Here is a 16,256-nt window from a genome sequence, read left to right on the forward strand (position 1 = left end):
TTGTTGTTCTTTAGCTCAGAGGCCAATGCTGGTGACAGGCGTGACGCACCGCGCCGGCGCTGCTCAGCTTGAGCAAGTCCAGGCTGATGCGCCGGCATTCGCTGGCGTCGAGATGACGCACGCGGTCCTTGATTTCACCGACCTGTACCGGGCTCACCGACAATTCACTGACCCCCAGGCCGATCAACACCGGCGTGGCCAACGGATCGGACGCCAGTGCACCGCACACGCCCACCCAACGGTTGTGCAACGCCGCACCGGCACAGGTCTGGGCGATCAACCGCAGCAGCGCCGGGTGCAGTGCATCGACGCGGGCGGCGAGCCCGGCGTGGTCGCGGTCCATGGCCAGGGTGTATTGCGACAGGTCGTTGGTGCCGATGGACAGGAAGTCCGCGTGTTCGGCCAGTTGCTCGGCCAGCAGCGCGGCGGCCGGAACCTCGATCATCACCCCCAGCTCCGGGCGTTGCGCCAGGCCGAGTTCACCGCACAAGGCATCGAGGCGTTGGCGGATATGCAGCAGCTCATCGACTTCCGTGACCATCGGCAGCAGGATCCGGCAGCGTGACAACGGGCGCAGGTGCAGCAGCGCGCGCAGTTGCTGGTCGAGCAGTTCAGGGCGAACCTGGGCCAGGCGAATGCCGCGCAGGCCGAGCACCGGATTGGCCTCGGCGGGCAGCGGCAGGTAGTCCAGTTGCTTGTCGCCGCCGACGTCGATGGTGCGGATGATCACCGACTTGTCGCCCATGGCATCGAGCACCGCTTGATAGGCGTGGTGCTGTTCCTGTTCGTCCGGGGCGGTGTGGCGGTCGACGAAGAGAAACTCGGTACGCAGCAAGCCGACGCCGTCGGCGCCATTGGCCAGTGCGTCTGCCGCTTCCGTGCTGGACGCCACGTTGGCGGCGACTTCGATGCGCAGGCCATCGGTGGTCAGCGCGGGTGTGTGCGCTTGGGCCTGTTGTTCGGCCCGGCGTTGTTGCTGTAGCTGTTGCAGCTGGCGCACGTCCGCCAGGCGCTGTGTGCTGGGTGTCAGTTCGAGGCGGCCGCCGTCGGCGTCCAGCACCACCGGTTGCCCCTGTTGCTGATCGAGCAGCGTCGAGCCCAGTGCGACCATGCACGGCAGGCCTTTGCCCCGGGCCAGAATCGCCACGTGGGAGGTCGCGCCGCCTTCGGCCATGCACAACCCGGCGACGCCTTGCTGGCTCAGTTGCAGTAAATCGGAAGGCGTCAGTTCATGCGCCGCGACGATGGCGCCGGCCGGCACATCGTAATGCCAGGTATCGCCGAGCAATGCGCGCAGCACCCGTTGCTTGAGGTCGCGCAGGTCGTTGGCGCGCTCGGCCAGYAGCGTGCTGCCGGTTTGCTGGAGGACTTCGCATTGCACGTCGATGGCTTGGCTCCAGGCGTGCGTCGCGGCCGTGCCCTGGGCGACGGTTTGACTGGCGGCGTCCAGCAGGGCCGGGTCTTCGAGCAGTGCCAGGTGTGCGGAGAAAATCGCCTCTTCGGCGGTGTCCTTGTGTTTTTTCGCCTGGGCCAGCGTGTGCTCGATTTCGCTGCGCACCTGGCACAGAGCTGCATCCAGAACATGCTGTTGTTGCTGCGGATCATGCTGGCCGGCATCCAGCGGCAGGCTGATTGCATTCAGGCGAAACAGCGGCCCGCCGACCAGGCCGGGTGCCGCGCAGACGCCGTGCAACACGCCGGCTTCGGCGGGGCGATTGCGTTGGGCAATCGTGGCTGGCGCGGCGGCGTGGCTATCTTCGGCCAAGGCTGTGGATAACGCGGTCAGCAAGGCTTGCAGCGCGGCTTCGGCATCTGGCCCCCGACAACTGACCTGGACCTCCGCCTGCTCGCCGACGGCCAGCCCCATCAGGCCGATCAGGCTGTCGCAGGTGGCCGACTTGCCGGCGAAATGCAGCTGCGATTTGCTTTTGAATCCTTGCGCGGTCTGACGGATCAGTGCGGCTGGCCGCGCATGCAGGCCGCCACGGTGAGCAATGCGCCCGTGACCGACAATCTCGGCGCCGGCAAAATCGGCATCAACCTGTGCGCTCGACGTCTGTCGACGAATGATGTGCAGCAGCGGCTCGCCGACCTTTACCGACTTGAGGGTGATGGGCCGTGCCTGAAAGTCCTGGCTGTTGGTGAGGATCAGCAGGCTGACCAGGCTCTTGCACTGTTGCGCGACCTTGTCGAGGTCGTAGCGCAGCAACGGTTGGCCGTTGGCGACGCGCGCGCCTTCCTTGACCAGCATCGAGAAGCCCTGGCCCTGCAACTCGACCGTGTCGAGGCCCAGGTGCAGGAGCAGTTCTGCGCCGTTGTCGGCACGCAGGGTTACCGCGTGACCGGTGCGGGCGACATGCACCACCACGCCGGCGCAGGGTGCGTGGAGCGTGTCGTTGAGCGGATCGATGGCGATGCCGTCACCCATGGCGCCGCTGGCAAACACCGGGTCCGGGACTTTGGCGAGCGTGAGCACCGGGCCGCTGAGCGGGGCGCTTAAGGTCAGCTCTTTATTGTTGTTATGCATGGCTCGGTCTCATCAGGAAATCGTTTCGAGTCGGACTCAATGGGTGCGTGTCACTTTGCTCAGGTGTCGCGGCTGGTCCGGGTCCATGCCACGGGCCACGGCCAGGCCGGCGGCCATCACGTAGAAACTCTGGATCGCCAGAATCGGGTCGAGGGCCGGGTGTTCGGCGCGGGTCAGCGTCAGGTCGCGTTCAAGCACGTCATTCGGCGCGGCCAGCAGGACACGGGCGCCGCGCTGGCGCATGTCGGCGGCCAGGCTCAACAAACTGGCCTGTTCGGCGCCCCGTGGGGCAAACACCAGCAGCGGGTAGTTGTCGCCGATCAAGGCCATCGGGCCGTGACGGACTTCGGCGCTGCTGAAGGCTTCGGCCTGGATCGCCGAGGTCTCCTTGAACTTGAGCGCCGCTTCCTGGGCGATGGCGAAACCGGCGCCACGGCCGATCACCATCAATCGCTGGCAATCGCGCAAGGCGTCGATGGCCGGGCTCCAGTCCTGTTGCGCGGCGTCGCGCAGGCCGTCGGGCAAGGCAGAGCCGGCCTCGAGCAATTCGGCGTCTTCTTTCCAGTGGCCAATCAACCGGGCGCTGGCGCTGAGGGTGGCGATAAAACTCTTGGTCGCAGCGACGCTGCTTTCGGTGCCGGCACACAGCGGCAGGCTGAATTCGCAGGCGGCTTCCAGCGGCGAGTCTTCGACGTTGACCAGCGAAATGCTCAAGGCACCGCGCTTGCGCAACAGGCGCAGGCTGTTGACCAGGTCCGGGCTTTGCCCCGATTGCGAAAAGGCGAATGCCACCTGGCCGCTGACCTTCAATGGCGCCTGCTGCATGGTCACCACCGACATCGGCAGCGACGCCACCGGGATGCCCAGCAGTTGCATGGTCAGGTAGGCGAAGTAGCTGGCGGCATGGTCGGAGCTGCCGCGCGCCACGGTCATGGCCACTTGCGGCGGCTGACGACGCAGGCGCCCGGCGATCTCGATCATCTGCGGGTCGAGTGTTTGCAACTGGGCCTGCACGGCCTGGAACGAGGACAGCGCCTCTTCAAGCATTTTTGAAGTCAATGTCTTCTCCTTCGACCATGACAGCGGTCAGTTTCAGTGAGCGATCCAGCCGCACGCAGTCGGCCCAGGCCCCCGGTTGCAGGCGCCCGCGTTCGGTGATGCCGAGGTAGTCGGCGGGGAATTGCGACAGGCGCTGCGAGGCTTCGGCGATGGACAGGCCGATCTTCACCAGGTTGCGCAGGGCCTGATCCATGGTCAGCGTGCTGCCGGCCAGGGTGCCGTCGGGCAGGCGCACGCCGCCCAGGCATTTGGTCACGGTGTGGCTGCCGAGTTTGTACTCGCCATCGGGCATGCCGGCGGCGGCGGTCGAATCGGTGACGCAATACAGGCACGGAATCGAACGCAGGGCCACGCGGATGGCGCCGGGGTGCACGTGCAGCAAGTCCGGAATCAGTTCGGCGAATTTGGCGTGGGCCAGGGCTGCGCCGACGATCCCCGGTTCGCGGTGATGCAGCGGGCTCATGGCGTTGTAGAGGTGGGTGAAACTGCTGGCACCGGCCTCCAGCGCGGCCACGCCTTCCTCGTAACTTCCAAGGGTGTGGCCGATCTGCATGCGGATGCCACGGCCGCTGAGTTCGCGGATCAAGGCGTCGTGACCGGCGATTTCCGGGGCAATGGTGATCACCCGGATCGGCGCGAGCGCCAGATATTCTTCAACTTCGGCCATCAGCGCGGTGTGGGCGAAGTTGGGTTGCGCGCCGAGTTTGCCGGGGTTGATGTAAGGGCCTTCGAGGTGCACACCGAGCACCCGGGCGCAGCCTTGGGACCGCTGCTCACAGAACTCGCCGACGGCCTGGAGCACGCTGGATATCTCTTCGCTCGGTGCCGTCATGGTGGTGGCCAGCAGCGACGTCGTGCCGAAGCGCACGTGGGTTCGGGTGATGGTTTCGAAGGCCGACGCGCCTTCCATGATGTCTTTGCCGCCGCCTCCGTGCACGTGCAGGTCGATAAAGCCCGGCAGCAGGTACGGCAGATCATTGTCCGCCGGATCGCAGGGCTGGCCTTCGATCGACACGACTTTACCGTGCTCGTGGACCAGTCGGCCGCGAACCCAGCCGTGGGCGGTGAGGATGTTGTCTTCGGACATGTCTGGATCTCGGTGTTTAGCGACGCAGCTCTTTATCTACGAAGCTCTTTATCTTCGAAGCTCTGCGACAAAGTCGTAGTAGTCGTTACGGCAATAGGTGTCGGTGACTTCGATGGGCGTGTTGTCTTCGAGGTAGCCGACCCGGGTCATCAGCAACATGGCGGTGCCGGGGGCGATGCCCACCAGTGCGGCGAACTCGTCCGAGGCGTTGATCGCCTGGATGTGCTGCAGGGCACGGACCACCGGTTTGCCGATGCCGTCGAGGAACTCGTAGAGGGAATCGCCCACCGCCTGCGGCTTGGGAATGATCGAGGCGGGCAGGGTGCTCATCTCGATGGCCATCACCGTGTCGTCGGCCTTGCGCAGGCGTTTGAGGCGCGCAACCTTGTCGTTGGGCGACAGGCCGAGGCGAATCAGCTCTTCGTGGGTCGGCAGGGTGATTTCCCGCTCCAGCCATTGCGAACCGGGCACGAAACCCTTGAGGCGGAGCATTTCACTGAAGCCGGAAAGGCGCGACAACGGTTGTTCGAGGCGCGGCGTGATGAAGGTGCCGGAGCCCTGGTTGCGGCGGATCAGGCCTTGTTCGAACAACACTTCCAGCGCCTTGCGGGCGGTGACGCGGGAGATGCCCAGCGTCTCGCTCAAGTTGCGTTCCGATGGCATAGCCTGCTCGGCTTTCCACTGGCCGGCATGGATCGCCGCTTCCAGGCTGCGTGCCAGTTGCAGGTACAACGGTGTGGGTTGGGTGTCGTCGGGGCGCAGGGCCTGGAGATCGTTCATGGCGGGTGTCCGGGGCGGATATTGGAATGTTTTTGCCCGTGAATGGGCGAAAACTAATACCACTTGAATACCATGTCAACGCCAGGGCTTTACCGCAGGCGAGCAAGAACACGCCGATTATGGCCGGCTGGAGGTGGGTTGGTTTGAAGTGGTATTAGAGGTAGGGTTTAAAGCGACAAAGATCGCAGCCTGCGGCAGCTCCTACAGAGCGAAATGGTATTCACCCAGTAGGAGCTGCCGCAGGCTGCGATCTTCTAAATTTATTTTTCGAGAGCGACCAACGGTCGTGGGGAATTACGGGCGGATTTCGATCATCGTGCCGTCCGGCACCAGATTCCAGACTTCGCGCATGTCCATGTTGCGCATGGCGATGCAGCCGTCGGTCCAGTCCAGGGTGTGGAACAGGTCTTCGGGGGTGTCTTCGCTGTCCGGGGTGCCGTGGATCATGATCATGCCGCCGGGCTCGACGCCTTCACGACGGGCGCGGGCAGAGTCGCTGATGTTCGGGTAGGAAATGTGCATCGCCAGGTTGAAGCGGTCGCTGATCTTGCGCCAGTCGACCCAGTAGAAGCCTTCCGGGGTGCGCTTGTCGCCTTCCATCAGCTTCGGCCCCTTGGGACGCTTGCCCAGGGAAATGCGATAGGTCTTGAGCGGCTTGCCGTCATTGATCAATTGCAATTGATGGGAAGACTTGAGAATCAGGATTTTCTCGATGACCTTGCCGTCCAGGGTTTCCACGGCAGAAGCCTGGGATACCGTGACGAACGACAAACAGAACAGGGCAAGCAACCAGCGCATTGAAACGATTCCCCAGGAGGTGTCGCGACTATTTATTTATAATAGATGTTTTTAGTTGGCAGGCTGAGCAAGCGGCGGGATCGATTCAGACCGTACGGGATAGACCTCGGTCCGCCGGTCAGCGAAGAAGCATTCTAAGGTACGGCCCACCGTGCGGAAAGCCAGCTCATCCCAAGGAATGTCCGCTTCGTCGAATAGTTGTACTTCCAGGCTCTCGGGGCCGGCAGAAAAATCCAGGTCCGCCAGCTCGGCACGGAAGAACACATGCACCTGACTGATGTGTGGCACGTCGATCAGGGTATAGATGCTCAGGTTGCGCACCCGGGCGCAGGCTTCCTCGGCGGTTTCGCGAATGGCTGCCTGCTCGATGGTCTCACCGTTCTCCATGAAACCGGCGGGCAGGGTCCAGTAACCGCGGCGCGGCTCGATGGCCCGCCGGCACAACAACACCTTGGTGCCCCAGGTCGCCACGCAGCCGGCGACGATGTTGGGGTTCTGGTAGTGAATGGCCTGACAACTGTCGCAGACAAAACGCAGGCGCGAATCGCCTTCGGGAATGCGCTGGGTCACCGGGTTACCGCACTGGCTGCAAAATTTCATGCTGGGGTTCCTGAATGCTGCGCCTATCTTGGCGTGCGGCAGTGTCTGTCGGCAAGTTGTCGTTTCGCGACATGGGGCGGTTGCGGGGGTTGGGCGACCGCAGCGATTGGTGCATGATGCCGGGTAGGGCACAGATCGAGAACACTCATGCTGGACGAGCTACTGCATCGGGTTAGTAACCACACACCACGCACATTGGAGACCGACCGTCGTTTTCCCGAGGCCGCGGTGCTGGTGCCTATCACCCGCAGTGACGAGCCTCAGCTGGTGTTGACCCTGCGTGCCAGCGGCCTGTCGACCCATGGCGGCGAAGTCGCCTTTCCCGGCGGGCGCCGTGACCCCGAAGACCCCGACCTGATTTTCACCGCCCTGCGTGAAGCCGAAGAAGAGATCGGCCTGCCACCGGGGCTGGTCGAGGTGATCGGCCCGCTCAGCCCGCTGATCAGCCTGCATGGTATCCAGGTCACGCCCTATGTCGGGGTAATCCCTGATTTTGTCGAATACCGGGCCAACGATGCCGAGATCGCCGCGGTGTTCAGCGTGCCCCTGGAGTTCTTCCGCAAAGACCCCCGCGAACATACCCATCGCATCGATTATCAGGGCCGCAGCTGGTACGTGCCGAGCTATCGCTTTGGCGAATACAAGATCTGGGGGCTGACGGCGATCATGATCGTCGAGTTGATCAACCTGCTGTATGACGCCAAAATCAGCCTGCATCAGCCTCCCAAAAGCTTTATCAATATCTGACGCCATCGTTCGAATGGCCTGAATCCTGATTTTGCTGAAAAAAAGCCTGCCTGAGCCTTGAGGAATACCACAATGAAATACCGCTTGGGCGACGCCCGCGTCGAAACCCATCCACAGAGCTGGGTCGCACCCAATGCCGTGCTGGTGGGCAAGGTCAAGCTGGAAGAGGGCGCCAACGTCTGGTTCAACGCCGTATTGCGTGGCGACAACGAATTGATCCTGATCGGCAAGAACAGCAACGTCCAGGACGGTACCGTGATGCACACCGACATGGGCTACCCGCTGACCATCGGCACCGGCGTGACCATCGGCCACAATGCCATGCTCCACGGCTGCACCGTCGGCGACTACAGCCTGATCGGCATCAACGCGGTAATTCTCAATGGCGCGAAGATCGGCAAGAACTGCATCATCGGCGCCAATTCGCTGATCGGCGAAGGCAAAGAGATTCCGGACGGATCGCTGGTCATGGGGTCGCCCGGCAAAGTGGTGCGCGAATTGACCGAGCCGCAAGTCAAGATGCTGGAAGCCAGCGCTGCTCACTATGTACACAACTCGCAGCGCTATGCCCGCGACCTGGCCGAGCAGGAAGAATGACTGCCACCGAGCGCCCGGTAGCATCGCCCTGCGTGAATATTTGTGCGCTGGACGACGATGATATCTGCACCGGTTGCCAACGCACGGTGGAGGAGATTACTCGCTGGAGCCGCATGGACAACGACGAGCGACGCAAGGTGCTGGGGTTGTGTCATGAGCGGGCCAAGTCCAGTGGGTTGATCTGGATGCTGCCTTCCAAATCCGATAACTGAGTGGCGGAGCTTCTGTGGCGAGGGAGCTTGCTCCCGCTGGGTTGCGAAGCAACCCCAAAAATCTCAAGTGAATGTGCTGATTTCGGGGCCGCTACGCGACCCGACGGGAGCAAGCTCCCTCGCCACAGGTTATTTGTGTACCGAAGATGAAGTACCCTGTGCACAAAATTGACAGGTACTTGTACACGCCATGCTCTTCCTGATCGCCTACATCAGCAGCGTCGTGCTGATCAACTACGCCTTTTCCACCGCGCCGCACCTGGACATCATCTGGTCGGCCTGGGGCGGGCTGGTTTTTGTGTTGCGCGACATGGTGCAAGCTCGGTTCGGGCATGGCGCCCTCGCGGCGATGCTGGTGGCGCTGGTGTTGTCCTATGTCACCTCCGATCCGTCCATCGCCCTGGCCAGCGCCACGGCGTTCGCGGTTTCCGAGTGCATCGACTGGCTGGTGTTCAGCATCACCAGGCGCCCGCTGCATGATCGCCTGTGGATAAGTTCGGCCCTGAGCATTCCCCTCGATACCTTTATCTTTTTCGGCATGATCGACGCCCTGACGCCGGGGGTGATCCTCACCGCCCTGGGTTCGAAATTCGCCGGGGTCACCGCCGTGTGGCTGATCATGGCCTGGCGCCTGCGCAAACAGGCTGTCGTCGGCTGAAGTTCATGTAAAATGCCGCGCTTTCTCCCCATGGGAAGCGCGCATGGCGACGCGTCCCTCGATGATCCGCTCCTTGAGGACCTTCAGATGACCCGTATCGGAACTCCATTGTCGCCCACCGCGACCCGCGTATTGATGTGTGGCTGTGGCGAGTTGGGCAAGGAAGTGGTGATCGAGCTGCAACGCCTGGGCGTTGAAGTAATTGCCGTGGACCGCTACGCCAACGCGCCGGCCATGCAGGTGGCGCACCGCAGCCACGTGATCAACATGCTCGATGGTGCTGCGCTGCGCGCCGTGATCGAAGCCGAGAAGCCGCACTTCATCGTCCCGGAAATCGAAGCCATCGCCACCGCGACCCTGGTGGAACTGGAAGCCGAAGGCTTCACCGTGATCCCGACCGCCCGTGCTGCGCAATTGACCATGAACCGCGAAGGCATCCGTCGCCTGGCCGCTGAAGAGCTGGACCTGCCGACCTCGCCGTACCACTTCGCCGACACCTTCGAGGACTACAGCAAAGCCGTCGAAGACCTCGGTTTCCCATGCGTGGTCAAGCCGGTCATGAGTTCCTCGGGCAAGGGCCAGAGCCTGTTGCGTAGCGTCGATGACGTGCAGAAAGCCTGGGACTACGCCCAGGAGGGTGGTCGTGCCGGTAAAGGTCGGGTGATCATCGAGGGCTTCATCGATTTCGACTACGAAATCACCCTGCTGACCGTGCGCCACGTCGGCGGCACCACCTTCTGCGCGCCGGTCGGCCACCGTCAGGAGAAGGGCGACTATCAGGAATCCTGGCAGCCGCAAGCCATGAGCCCGGCTGCCCTGGCTGAGTCCGAGCGTGTCGCCAAAGCAGTGACCGAAGCCCTGGGTGGCCGTGGCCTGTTTGGCGTCGAGCTGTTCATCAAGGGCGATCAGGTGTGGTTCAGCGAAGTCTCGCCACGCCCACACGACACCGGCCTGGTGACCCTGATCTCCCAGGACCTGTCGCAGTTCGCCTTGCACGCGCGGGCCATTCTCGGTCTGCCGATCCCGTTGATCCGTCAGTTCGGGCCTTCGGCTTCGGCGGTGATCCTGGTGGAAGGGCAGTCGACCCAGACCGCATTCGCCAACCTCGGCGCTGCCTTGAGCGAGCCGGATACCGCGCTGCGCCTGTTCGGCAAGCCTGAAGTCAACGGCCAGCGCCGCATGGGCGTGGCACTGGCCCGCGACGAATCGATCGACGCCGCCCGCGCCAAGGCGACCCGTGCTTCGCAAGCGGTTGTTGTAGAGCTGTAAGTACCTTCACGGGCCGGCCTGCATCCCTGTAGGAGCGGGCTTGCCCGCGAATGCGATCTGACATTCAGCAATGATGTCGACTGACACACCGCCTTCGCGGGCAAGCCCGCTCCCACAGGTTCGGTGCCATTCATCAGGTCTGGGTCAGCCTATAATTTGTGGATGCTCCAGACCCTTTATCAAAGTTTCAGGCCTGTACCCATGAATTCCCAAAGCATCATCGTCCCGAAAATCTCCACCCTGCCGGTGCACGAACCCCGGGCCAGGGCCGTCGTGCGCTGGCTGGTGCGCAAGAACATCATCGAGGAACAGCTGACCACTTGCGGCCGCACCGGCAATCGCATGGCCCACGCCATCGCCGACGGTGCCCGCGCAGTGGTGCTGCACCCCGAAGCCCTGCCGTTCGGCGAACCGATCAATGGCCTGGAGATCATCACCAAGCGCTGCATCTATACGCCAGCCAAGGGTTTCCTTGAAGAGGCGGGCTGCGCCGAGTGCCGCAAGGAAGTGGGTGAAGCCCTGTTCGAAAGCCTGGAAGACTGGATGCCGGGGCGCACCGACAACTTCACCTGCCCCGAATGCGGGCATGAAGACGACATCAACGGCTTCCTGTTCCTGCAGGAATGCGGCTTCTCCAACCTCGGTTTCATCTTCAATAATTGGGCCGAAGCCGGGTTCAAACAGCGCTTTCTCGATGAATTCGCCGATTGGCTCGATCAGCCGGTCAGTTGGGTGAAAGTCGAATTGTAGGCGCCGCCAATCTCCGTATATCAGTAATGCCAATAATAGACAGAGTTTTACATTGAACCCGAGGGGGTGTCTGACTATAATGGCGCGCTTCCATTTTCCCGCTCGGGAGCCCCCGCGATGCTGCGTATCAGCCAAGAAGCTCTGACATTCGACGACATTCTCCTAGTGCCCGGTTATTCCGAGGTGCTTCCTAACGAAGTCAGTCTCAAGACCCGCCTTACCCGTGGCATCGAGCTGAATATTCCACTGGTCTCCGCCGCCATGGACACCGTCACTGAAGCCCGTCTGGCAATCGCCATGGCTCAGGAAGGTGGTATCGGTATCATCCACAAGAACATGACCATCGAGCAGCAAGCTGCCGAAGTCCGCAAGGTCAAGCGTTACGAAGCCGGTGTGGTCAAGGACCCGATCACCATCGTCGCCGACGCCACCGTGCGCGAGTTGTTCGAACTGACCCGCATGCACAACATCTCCGGCGTTCCGGTGCTGCACAATGGCGACCTGGTCGGCATTGTCACCTCCCGTGACGTGCGTTTCGAGAATCGTCTGGAAGCCACTGTCCGTGAAGTGATGACGCCTAAAGAGCGTCTGGTCACGGTCAAGGAAGGCGCCGACAAGAACGATGTGCGTGAACTGCTGCACAAGCACCGCATCGAACGCGTGCTGATCGTCGACGACAAATTCGCTCTCAAGGGCATGATGACCGTCAACGACATCGAAAAAGCCAAGGCTTACCCGCTGGCCAGCAAGGACGATCAAGGTCGTCTGCGCGTCGGCGCTGCAGTCGGCACCGGTAAAGACACCGGCGATCGCGTTGCCGCGCTGGTCGCTGCCGGCGTTGACGTGGTGGTGGTCGACACCGCTCACGGTCACTCCAAGGGCGTGATCGATCGCGTTCGCTGGGTCAAGCAGAACTTCCCTGAAGTGCAGGTCATCGGCGGCAACATCGCCACCGGTGCTGCCGCCAAGGCCCTGGCCGAAGCTGGCGCTGACGCGGTCAAGGTCGGTATCGGCCCTGGCTCGATCTGCACCACCCGCATCGTCGCCGGTGTCGGCGTGCCGCAAATCAGTGCCATCGCCAACGTTGCCGCTGCCCTTGAAGGCACTGGTGTACCGTTGATCGCCGACGGCGGCATCCGTTTCTCCGGTGACCTGTCCAAGGCCATCGTGGCCGGTGCTTCCTGCGTGATGATGGGCTCGATGTTCGCCGGTACCGAAGAAGCGCCAGGCGAGATCGAACTGTTCCAGGGCCGTTCGTACAAGGCTTATCGCGGCATGGGGTCACTGGGCGCCATGTCCCAGGCTCAAGGTTCCTCCGACCGTTACTTCCAGGACTCCTCGGCAGGCGCCGAGAAGCTGGTTCCGGAAGGCATCGAAGGGCGTGTTCCGTACAAGGGCACCCTGAGCGCCATCATCCATCAGCTGATGGGCGGCCTGCGTTCCTCGATGGGCTACACCGGCAGTGCCGACATCGAAGAGATGCGCACCAAGCCTGAGTTCGTGCGGATCACCGGCGCTGGCATGGCCGAATCCCACGTTCACGACGTGCAGATCACCAAGGAAGCGCCAAACTACCGCGTAGGTTGAGCCTTCAAGCAACAAGCTAAGCAACCGGGGCTGTTTTATTCAGCCCCGAGTTGTTTCTGAATCACGACTGTTTCTGAATGACTTAGACGAGACTGAATCATGGCCCTCGATATTCACGCTCACCGCATCCTGATCCTCGACTTCGGTTCCCAGTACACCCAGCTGATCGCCCGCCGCGTGCGTGAAATCGGCGTGTACTGCGAACTGCATCCGTTCGACATGGACGAAGATGCGATCCGCGAATTCGCTCCTAAAGGCGTCATCCTCGCCGGCGGCCCAGAGTCGGTTCACGAAGCCAACAGCCCGCGCTGCCCGCAAGCCGTTTTCGATCTGGGCGTGCCGGTCTTCGGTATCTGCTACGGCATGCAGACCATGGCCGAGCAACTGGGTGGCAAGGTTGAAGGTTCCGAGCTGCGTGAGTTCGGTTATGCCCGCGTTGACGTAGTCGGCAAGAGCCGCCTGCTCGACGGCATCGAAGACCACATCGACGCCGATGGCCTGTTCGGCCTCGACGTGTGGATGAGCCACGGTGACAAAGTCACGAAGATGCCGGAAGACTTCCACATCCTGGCCAGCACCCCGAGCTGCCCGATTGCCGGTATGTTCAACGATGCTCGCGGCTACTACGGCGTGCAGTTCCACCCGGAAGTGACCCATACCAAGCAAGGCGGTCGTATCCTCTCGCGCTTCATCCTCGACATCTGCGGCTGCGAAGCCCTGTGGACGCCATCGAAGATTGCTGAAGACGCCATCGCCCAGGTTCGCGCCCAGGTCGGCACCGACAACGTCCTGCTCGGCCTGTCCGGCGGTGTGGACTCGTCCGTGGTTGCCGCGCTGCTGCACAAGGCCATCGGCGACCAGCTGACCTGCGTGTTCGTCGACAACGGCCTGCTGCGCCTGCACGAAGGCGAGCAAGTGATGGCCATGTTCGCCGAGAACATGGGCGTCAAGGTGATCCGCGCCAACGCCGAAGAGCAGTTCCTCGGCAACCTGGCCGGCGAAGCCGACCCGGAGAAGAAGCGCAAGATCATCGGCCGCACCTTCATCGACGTGTTTGATGCCCAGTCCAACAAACTGGACAACATCAAGTACCTGGCCCAGGGCACCATCTACCCGGACGTGATCGAGTCGGCTGGCGCGAAAAGCGGCAAGGCCCACGTGATCAAGTCGCACCACAACGTGGGCGGCCTGCCGGAAGAGATGAACCTGAAACTGGTCGAGCCACTGCGCGAACTGTTCAAGGACGAAGTCCGTCGTCTGGGCCTGGAACTGGGCCTGCCGTACGACATGGTCTACCGTCACCCGTTCCCGGGCCCGGGCCTGGGTGTGCGGATCCTCGGTGAAGTGAAGAAGGAATACGCCGACCTGCTGCGTCGCGCCGACCACATCTTCATCGAAGAACTGCGCAAGGCCGACTGGTACCACAAGGTCAGCCAGGCATTCGTGGTGTTCCAGCCGGTGAAATCGGTAGGCGTGGTGGGCGATGGCCGTCGTTACGCCTGGGTCGTGGCCCTGCGTGCCGTGGAAACCATCGACTTCATGACCGCGCGTTGGGCGCACCTGCCTTACGAACTGCTGGAAACCGTCAGCGGCCGCATCATCAATGAAATCGAAGGCATCTCCCGCGTCACCTACGACGTGTCGAGCAAGCCGCCAGCGACCATTGAGTGGGAATGATCGAATTGAACCTGTGAAACCAGGTTCAAATCGATAATGCCAAGCGAAGCCCCGGGTCGAGAGACTCGGGGCTTTTTGCATGTGCGCCCAGCATGGGCGCAATCTTGTGGGTGAAAGTCCCGCCGTAAGCTGGCCACAGCGAACGAAGTGAAGCGCAACTGCATGAGGGCGACCGAGTGTGGGGAGGAAGCGTGGATCGAAACCGTGAGCCGATGGACAAGAACCGGATACAAGGCGATGCCGACCAGGGCGAGCGGGCATGTAACTGCGAAGCTCTTGTGGTCAAAGGGGCGGCAACGTAAATCCGGCGGTTGTGCGGGGAAGGATTGCGTTCTTACCTGGGGAGATCTCGCCTCACGCCTGAAAGGGCGACGGCGCTAGCCGGAGCGAGAAGTCAGCAGAGGCCGTAGTAGTCTTTTTTTTGACGAAGGGCCGAACGAGAGAAAGCGTTATAGGCCATGTTGATGCGAACGACCGGAAGTCAGATGCCTGCCAAACGCGGGGCGGACGGAGATAACGAGCGGTGAAGCCGTGAGAAGTCCCGTCAGCGACGAGGTCAATCGCCCGCAAGATGAACCCGATAACGCAGGGCAAGGGCTGCTGGAGCGGGCCTTTGCGAGAGAAAACCTGAAACGGGCGTGGAAGCGGGTCAAGGCCAACAAGGGTGCAGCGGGCGTCGATGGTCTGGATATTGAACAGACCGCCGAACACTTGCTCACCCAGTGGACCGCGATTCGTGAACAGCTTCTCTCAGGTGTCTACCGGCCCAGTCCGGTACGCCGCGTGGTCATCCCCAAGTCTGACGGCGGCGAACGCGAGCTGGGTATTCCAACGGTCACCGACCGCTTGATCCAGCAAGCGTTGCTGCAAGTCTTGCAGCCATTACTCGATCCGACGTTCAGTGAACACAGCTACGGCTTTCGTCCTGGACGCTCTGCGCAGGACGCCGTTTTGGCGGCTCAGCGTCATGTGTCTTCAGGGCGCAAAGTGGTGGTGGATGTGGATCTGGAGAAATTCTTCGACCGGGTCGACCACGACATTTTGATGGATCGGTTGCGCAAGCGGATTGCGAATCGGGCGGTTATCCGGCTGATTCGGGCGTATCTGGATGCGGGAACGCTGATCGATGGCGTGGTCGAGAACAGCCGCTGCGGGGCGCCGCAAGGCGGCCCGCTGTCGCCGTTGTTGGCGAACGTGCTGCTGGACGAAGTGGATCGGGAACTTGAGCGTCGAGGTCATTGCTTCGTGCGCTATGCCGACGATGCGAACGTGTATGTTCGCAGCCGCAAGGCTGGGCAGCGGGTAATGGCTCTGCTAAAGCGTCTGTATGAAAAGCTGCACTTGAGCGTCAACGAGAGCAAGAGTGCAGTAGCGAGTGCGTTTGGCCGCAAGTTTCTTGGCTTTGCCTTTTGGGCGTCGCCCAAAGGCGTCAAGAGAACGGTAGCAGTCAAAGCGCGCAAGCAGTTCAAACAACGCATCCGCTGGTTTACCCGGCGCTCAGGTGGTCGCAGCTTGCAACAAGTTGTCGATCGATTAAGGCCCTACATGCTGGGCTGGAAGGGCTATTTCGGCTTGTCGCAAACCCCCAGAATCTGGCGAGAGCTGGACAAATGGATACGACACCGACTACGAGCAATCCAGCTCAAGCAATGGCGGCGTAGTGCAACGATCTATCGAGAGCTACGCAAGTTGGGTGCAAGTGAGGTTACTGCCCGCAAAGTGGCGGGAAACTCTCGCTCCTGGTGGCGCAATAGCGCTCTTGAACTCAACCGAGTGCTCGATATGGCGTGGTTCGACAGAACGGGTTTACCGCGTCTCTCCTGACCTCAATCTCTCGAACCGCCCGGTGCGGACCCGCATGCCGGGTGGTGTGGCAGGGGAACGGCCTGTGAAGGCCGTCCCCTATGC

General features: G+C 62.0%; 15 protein-coding genes. 9 read left to right on the plus strand and 6 right to left on the minus strand.

Annotated features, from left to right (window positions below; genetic code table 11):
* Positions 1 to 10: 10 nt before the first annotated feature.
* From ptsP to AC1DVE_RS28595, 6 genes are all read right to left on the minus strand, one after another.
* The gene (ptsP, locus tag AC1DVE_RS28570) at positions 11 to 2,527 is read right to left on the minus strand and encodes a phosphoenolpyruvate--protein phosphotransferase (RefSeq protein ID WP_223533078.1); all 2,517 of its coding nucleotides are present in this window, start codon (positions 2,525 to 2,527) and stop codon (positions 11 to 13) included.
* A 36-nt stretch (positions 2,528 to 2,563) separates the two neighbouring features.
* On the minus strand, positions 2,564 to 3,586 hold the full coding sequence (locus tag AC1DVE_RS28575; RefSeq protein ID WP_223533080.1) for an SIS domain-containing protein: 1,023 nt from the start codon (positions 3,584 to 3,586) through the stop codon (positions 2,564 to 2,566).
* Positions 3,567 to 4,673 (minus strand): N-acetylglucosamine-6-phosphate deacetylase, encoded by a 1,107-nt coding sequence (gene nagA / locus AC1DVE_RS28580; RefSeq protein WP_223533082.1) that lies wholly within the window; start codon positions 4,671 to 4,673, stop codon positions 3,567 to 3,569. Before nagA ends, AC1DVE_RS28575 begins: the two co-directional genes overlap by 20 nt.
* Positions 4,674 to 4,721: 48 nt before the next feature.
* Entirely contained in the window at positions 4,722 to 5,453 is a 732-nt protein-coding gene (locus AC1DVE_RS28585; protein ID WP_223533085.1) for a GntR family transcriptional regulator, read from the minus strand.
* 294 nt (positions 5,454 to 5,747) lie between these two features.
* Complete coding sequence (locus tag AC1DVE_RS28590) at positions 5,748 to 6,251, minus strand: L,D-transpeptidase family protein (RefSeq protein ID WP_007982819.1); 504 nt, start codon at positions 6,249 to 6,251, stop codon at positions 5,748 to 5,750.
* Positions 6,252 to 6,302: 51 nt separating this feature from the next.
* Positions 6,303 to 6,851 carry an NUDIX hydrolase gene (locus AC1DVE_RS28595; RefSeq protein WP_223458644.1) on the minus strand — a complete coding sequence of 183 codons (549 nt, stop codon included), beginning with the start codon at positions 6,849 to 6,851 and terminating at the stop codon, positions 6,303 to 6,305.
* Between the two features lie 147 nt (positions 6,852 to 6,998).
* Between AC1DVE_RS28595 and AC1DVE_RS28600 the strand changes: the two genes are divergently transcribed.
* The 9 genes from AC1DVE_RS28600 (at position 6,999) to ltrA (ending at position 16,172) form a co-directional block, all read left to right on the plus strand.
* Positions 6,999 to 7,598, plus strand: coding sequence for a CoA pyrophosphatase (locus AC1DVE_RS28600; protein WP_223458646.1), 600 nt, complete (start codon positions 6,999 to 7,001; stop codon positions 7,596 to 7,598).
* A gap of 72 nt (positions 7,599 to 7,670) precedes the next feature.
* Positions 7,671 to 8,195 carry a gamma carbonic anhydrase family protein gene (locus AC1DVE_RS28605; RefSeq protein ID WP_223458649.1) on the plus strand — a complete coding sequence of 175 codons (525 nt, stop codon included), beginning with the start codon at positions 7,671 to 7,673 and terminating at the stop codon, positions 8,193 to 8,195.
* A complete protein-coding gene (locus AC1DVE_RS28610; RefSeq protein WP_223458651.1) occupies positions 8,192 to 8,407 on the plus strand; it encodes a DUF1289 domain-containing protein in 216 nt (71 codons plus the stop codon). The genes AC1DVE_RS28605 and AC1DVE_RS28610 overlap by 4 nt, the downstream gene beginning before the upstream one ends.
* 190 nt (positions 8,408 to 8,597) lie before the next feature.
* Positions 8,598 to 9,065: a VUT family protein gene (locus tag AC1DVE_RS28615; RefSeq protein WP_095943066.1), complete on the plus strand. Its 468-nt coding sequence runs from the start codon at positions 8,598 to 8,600 to the stop codon at positions 9,063 to 9,065.
* An 87-nt stretch (positions 9,066 to 9,152) separates the two neighbouring features.
* The gene (gene purT, locus AC1DVE_RS28620) at positions 9,153 to 10,334 is read left to right on the plus strand and encodes a formate-dependent phosphoribosylglycinamide formyltransferase (RefSeq protein ID WP_223458652.1); all 1,182 of its coding nucleotides are present in this window, start codon (positions 9,153 to 9,155) and stop codon (positions 10,332 to 10,334) included.
* Between the two features lie 201 nt (positions 10,335 to 10,535).
* A complete protein-coding gene (locus AC1DVE_RS28625; RefSeq protein WP_477784367.1) occupies positions 10,536 to 11,084 on the plus strand; it encodes a sugar ABC transporter ATPase in 549 nt (182 codons plus the stop codon).
* A gap of 117 nt (positions 11,085 to 11,201) precedes the next feature.
* On the plus strand, positions 11,202 to 12,671 hold the full coding sequence (gene guaB / locus AC1DVE_RS28630; RefSeq protein ID WP_008053208.1) for an IMP dehydrogenase: 1,470 nt from the start codon (positions 11,202 to 11,204) through the stop codon (positions 12,669 to 12,671).
* Between the two features lie 99 nt (positions 12,672 to 12,770).
* Entirely contained in the window at positions 12,771 to 14,348 is a 1,578-nt protein-coding gene (gene guaA, locus AC1DVE_RS28635) for a glutamine-hydrolyzing GMP synthase (protein WP_223458656.1), read from the plus strand.
* A 531-nt stretch (positions 14,349 to 14,879) separates the two neighbouring features.
* Positions 14,880 to 16,172, plus strand: coding sequence for a group II intron reverse transcriptase/maturase (gene ltrA, locus AC1DVE_RS28640; RefSeq protein WP_109786034.1), 1,293 nt, complete (start codon positions 14,880 to 14,882; stop codon positions 16,170 to 16,172).
* Positions 16,173 to 16,256: the final 84 nt, after the last annotated feature.

Source organism: Pseudomonas sp. P4_B4, from assembly GCF_056402255.1.

Coding starts and splice junctions, on each gene's coding strand:
- nagA (WP_223533082.1), bottom strand. CDS start 4,673: ATGTCCGAAGACAACATCCTCACCGCCCACGGCTGGGTTCGCGGCCGA.
- AC1DVE_RS28585 (WP_223533085.1), bottom strand. CDS start 5,453: ATGAACGATCTCCAGGCCCTGCGCCCCGACGACACCCAACCCACACCG.
- AC1DVE_RS28590 (WP_007982819.1), bottom strand. CDS start 6,251: ATGCGCTGGTTGCTTGCCCTGTTCTGTTTGTCGTTCGTCACGGTATCC.
- AC1DVE_RS28595 (WP_223458644.1), bottom strand. CDS start 6,851: ATGAAATTTTGCAGCCAGTGCGGTAACCCGGTGACCCAGCGCATTCCC.
- AC1DVE_RS28600 (WP_223458646.1), top strand. CDS start 6,999: ATGCTGGACGAGCTACTGCATCGGGTTAGTAACCACACACCACGCACA.
- AC1DVE_RS28605 (WP_223458649.1), top strand. CDS start 7,671: ATGAAATACCGCTTGGGCGACGCCCGCGTCGAAACCCATCCACAGAGC.
- AC1DVE_RS28610 (WP_223458651.1), top strand. CDS start 8,192: ATGACTGCCACCGAGCGCCCGGTAGCATCGCCCTGCGTGAATATTTGT.
- AC1DVE_RS28615 (WP_095943066.1), top strand. CDS start 8,598: ATGCTCTTCCTGATCGCCTACATCAGCAGCGTCGTGCTGATCAACTAC.
- purT (WP_223458652.1), top strand. CDS start 9,153: ATGACCCGTATCGGAACTCCATTGTCGCCCACCGCGACCCGCGTATTG.
- AC1DVE_RS28625 (WP_477784367.1), top strand. CDS start 10,536: ATGAATTCCCAAAGCATCATCGTCCCGAAAATCTCCACCCTGCCGGTG.
- guaB (WP_008053208.1), top strand. CDS start 11,202: ATGCTGCGTATCAGCCAAGAAGCTCTGACATTCGACGACATTCTCCTA.
- guaA (WP_223458656.1), top strand. CDS start 12,771: ATGGCCCTCGATATTCACGCTCACCGCATCCTGATCCTCGACTTCGGT.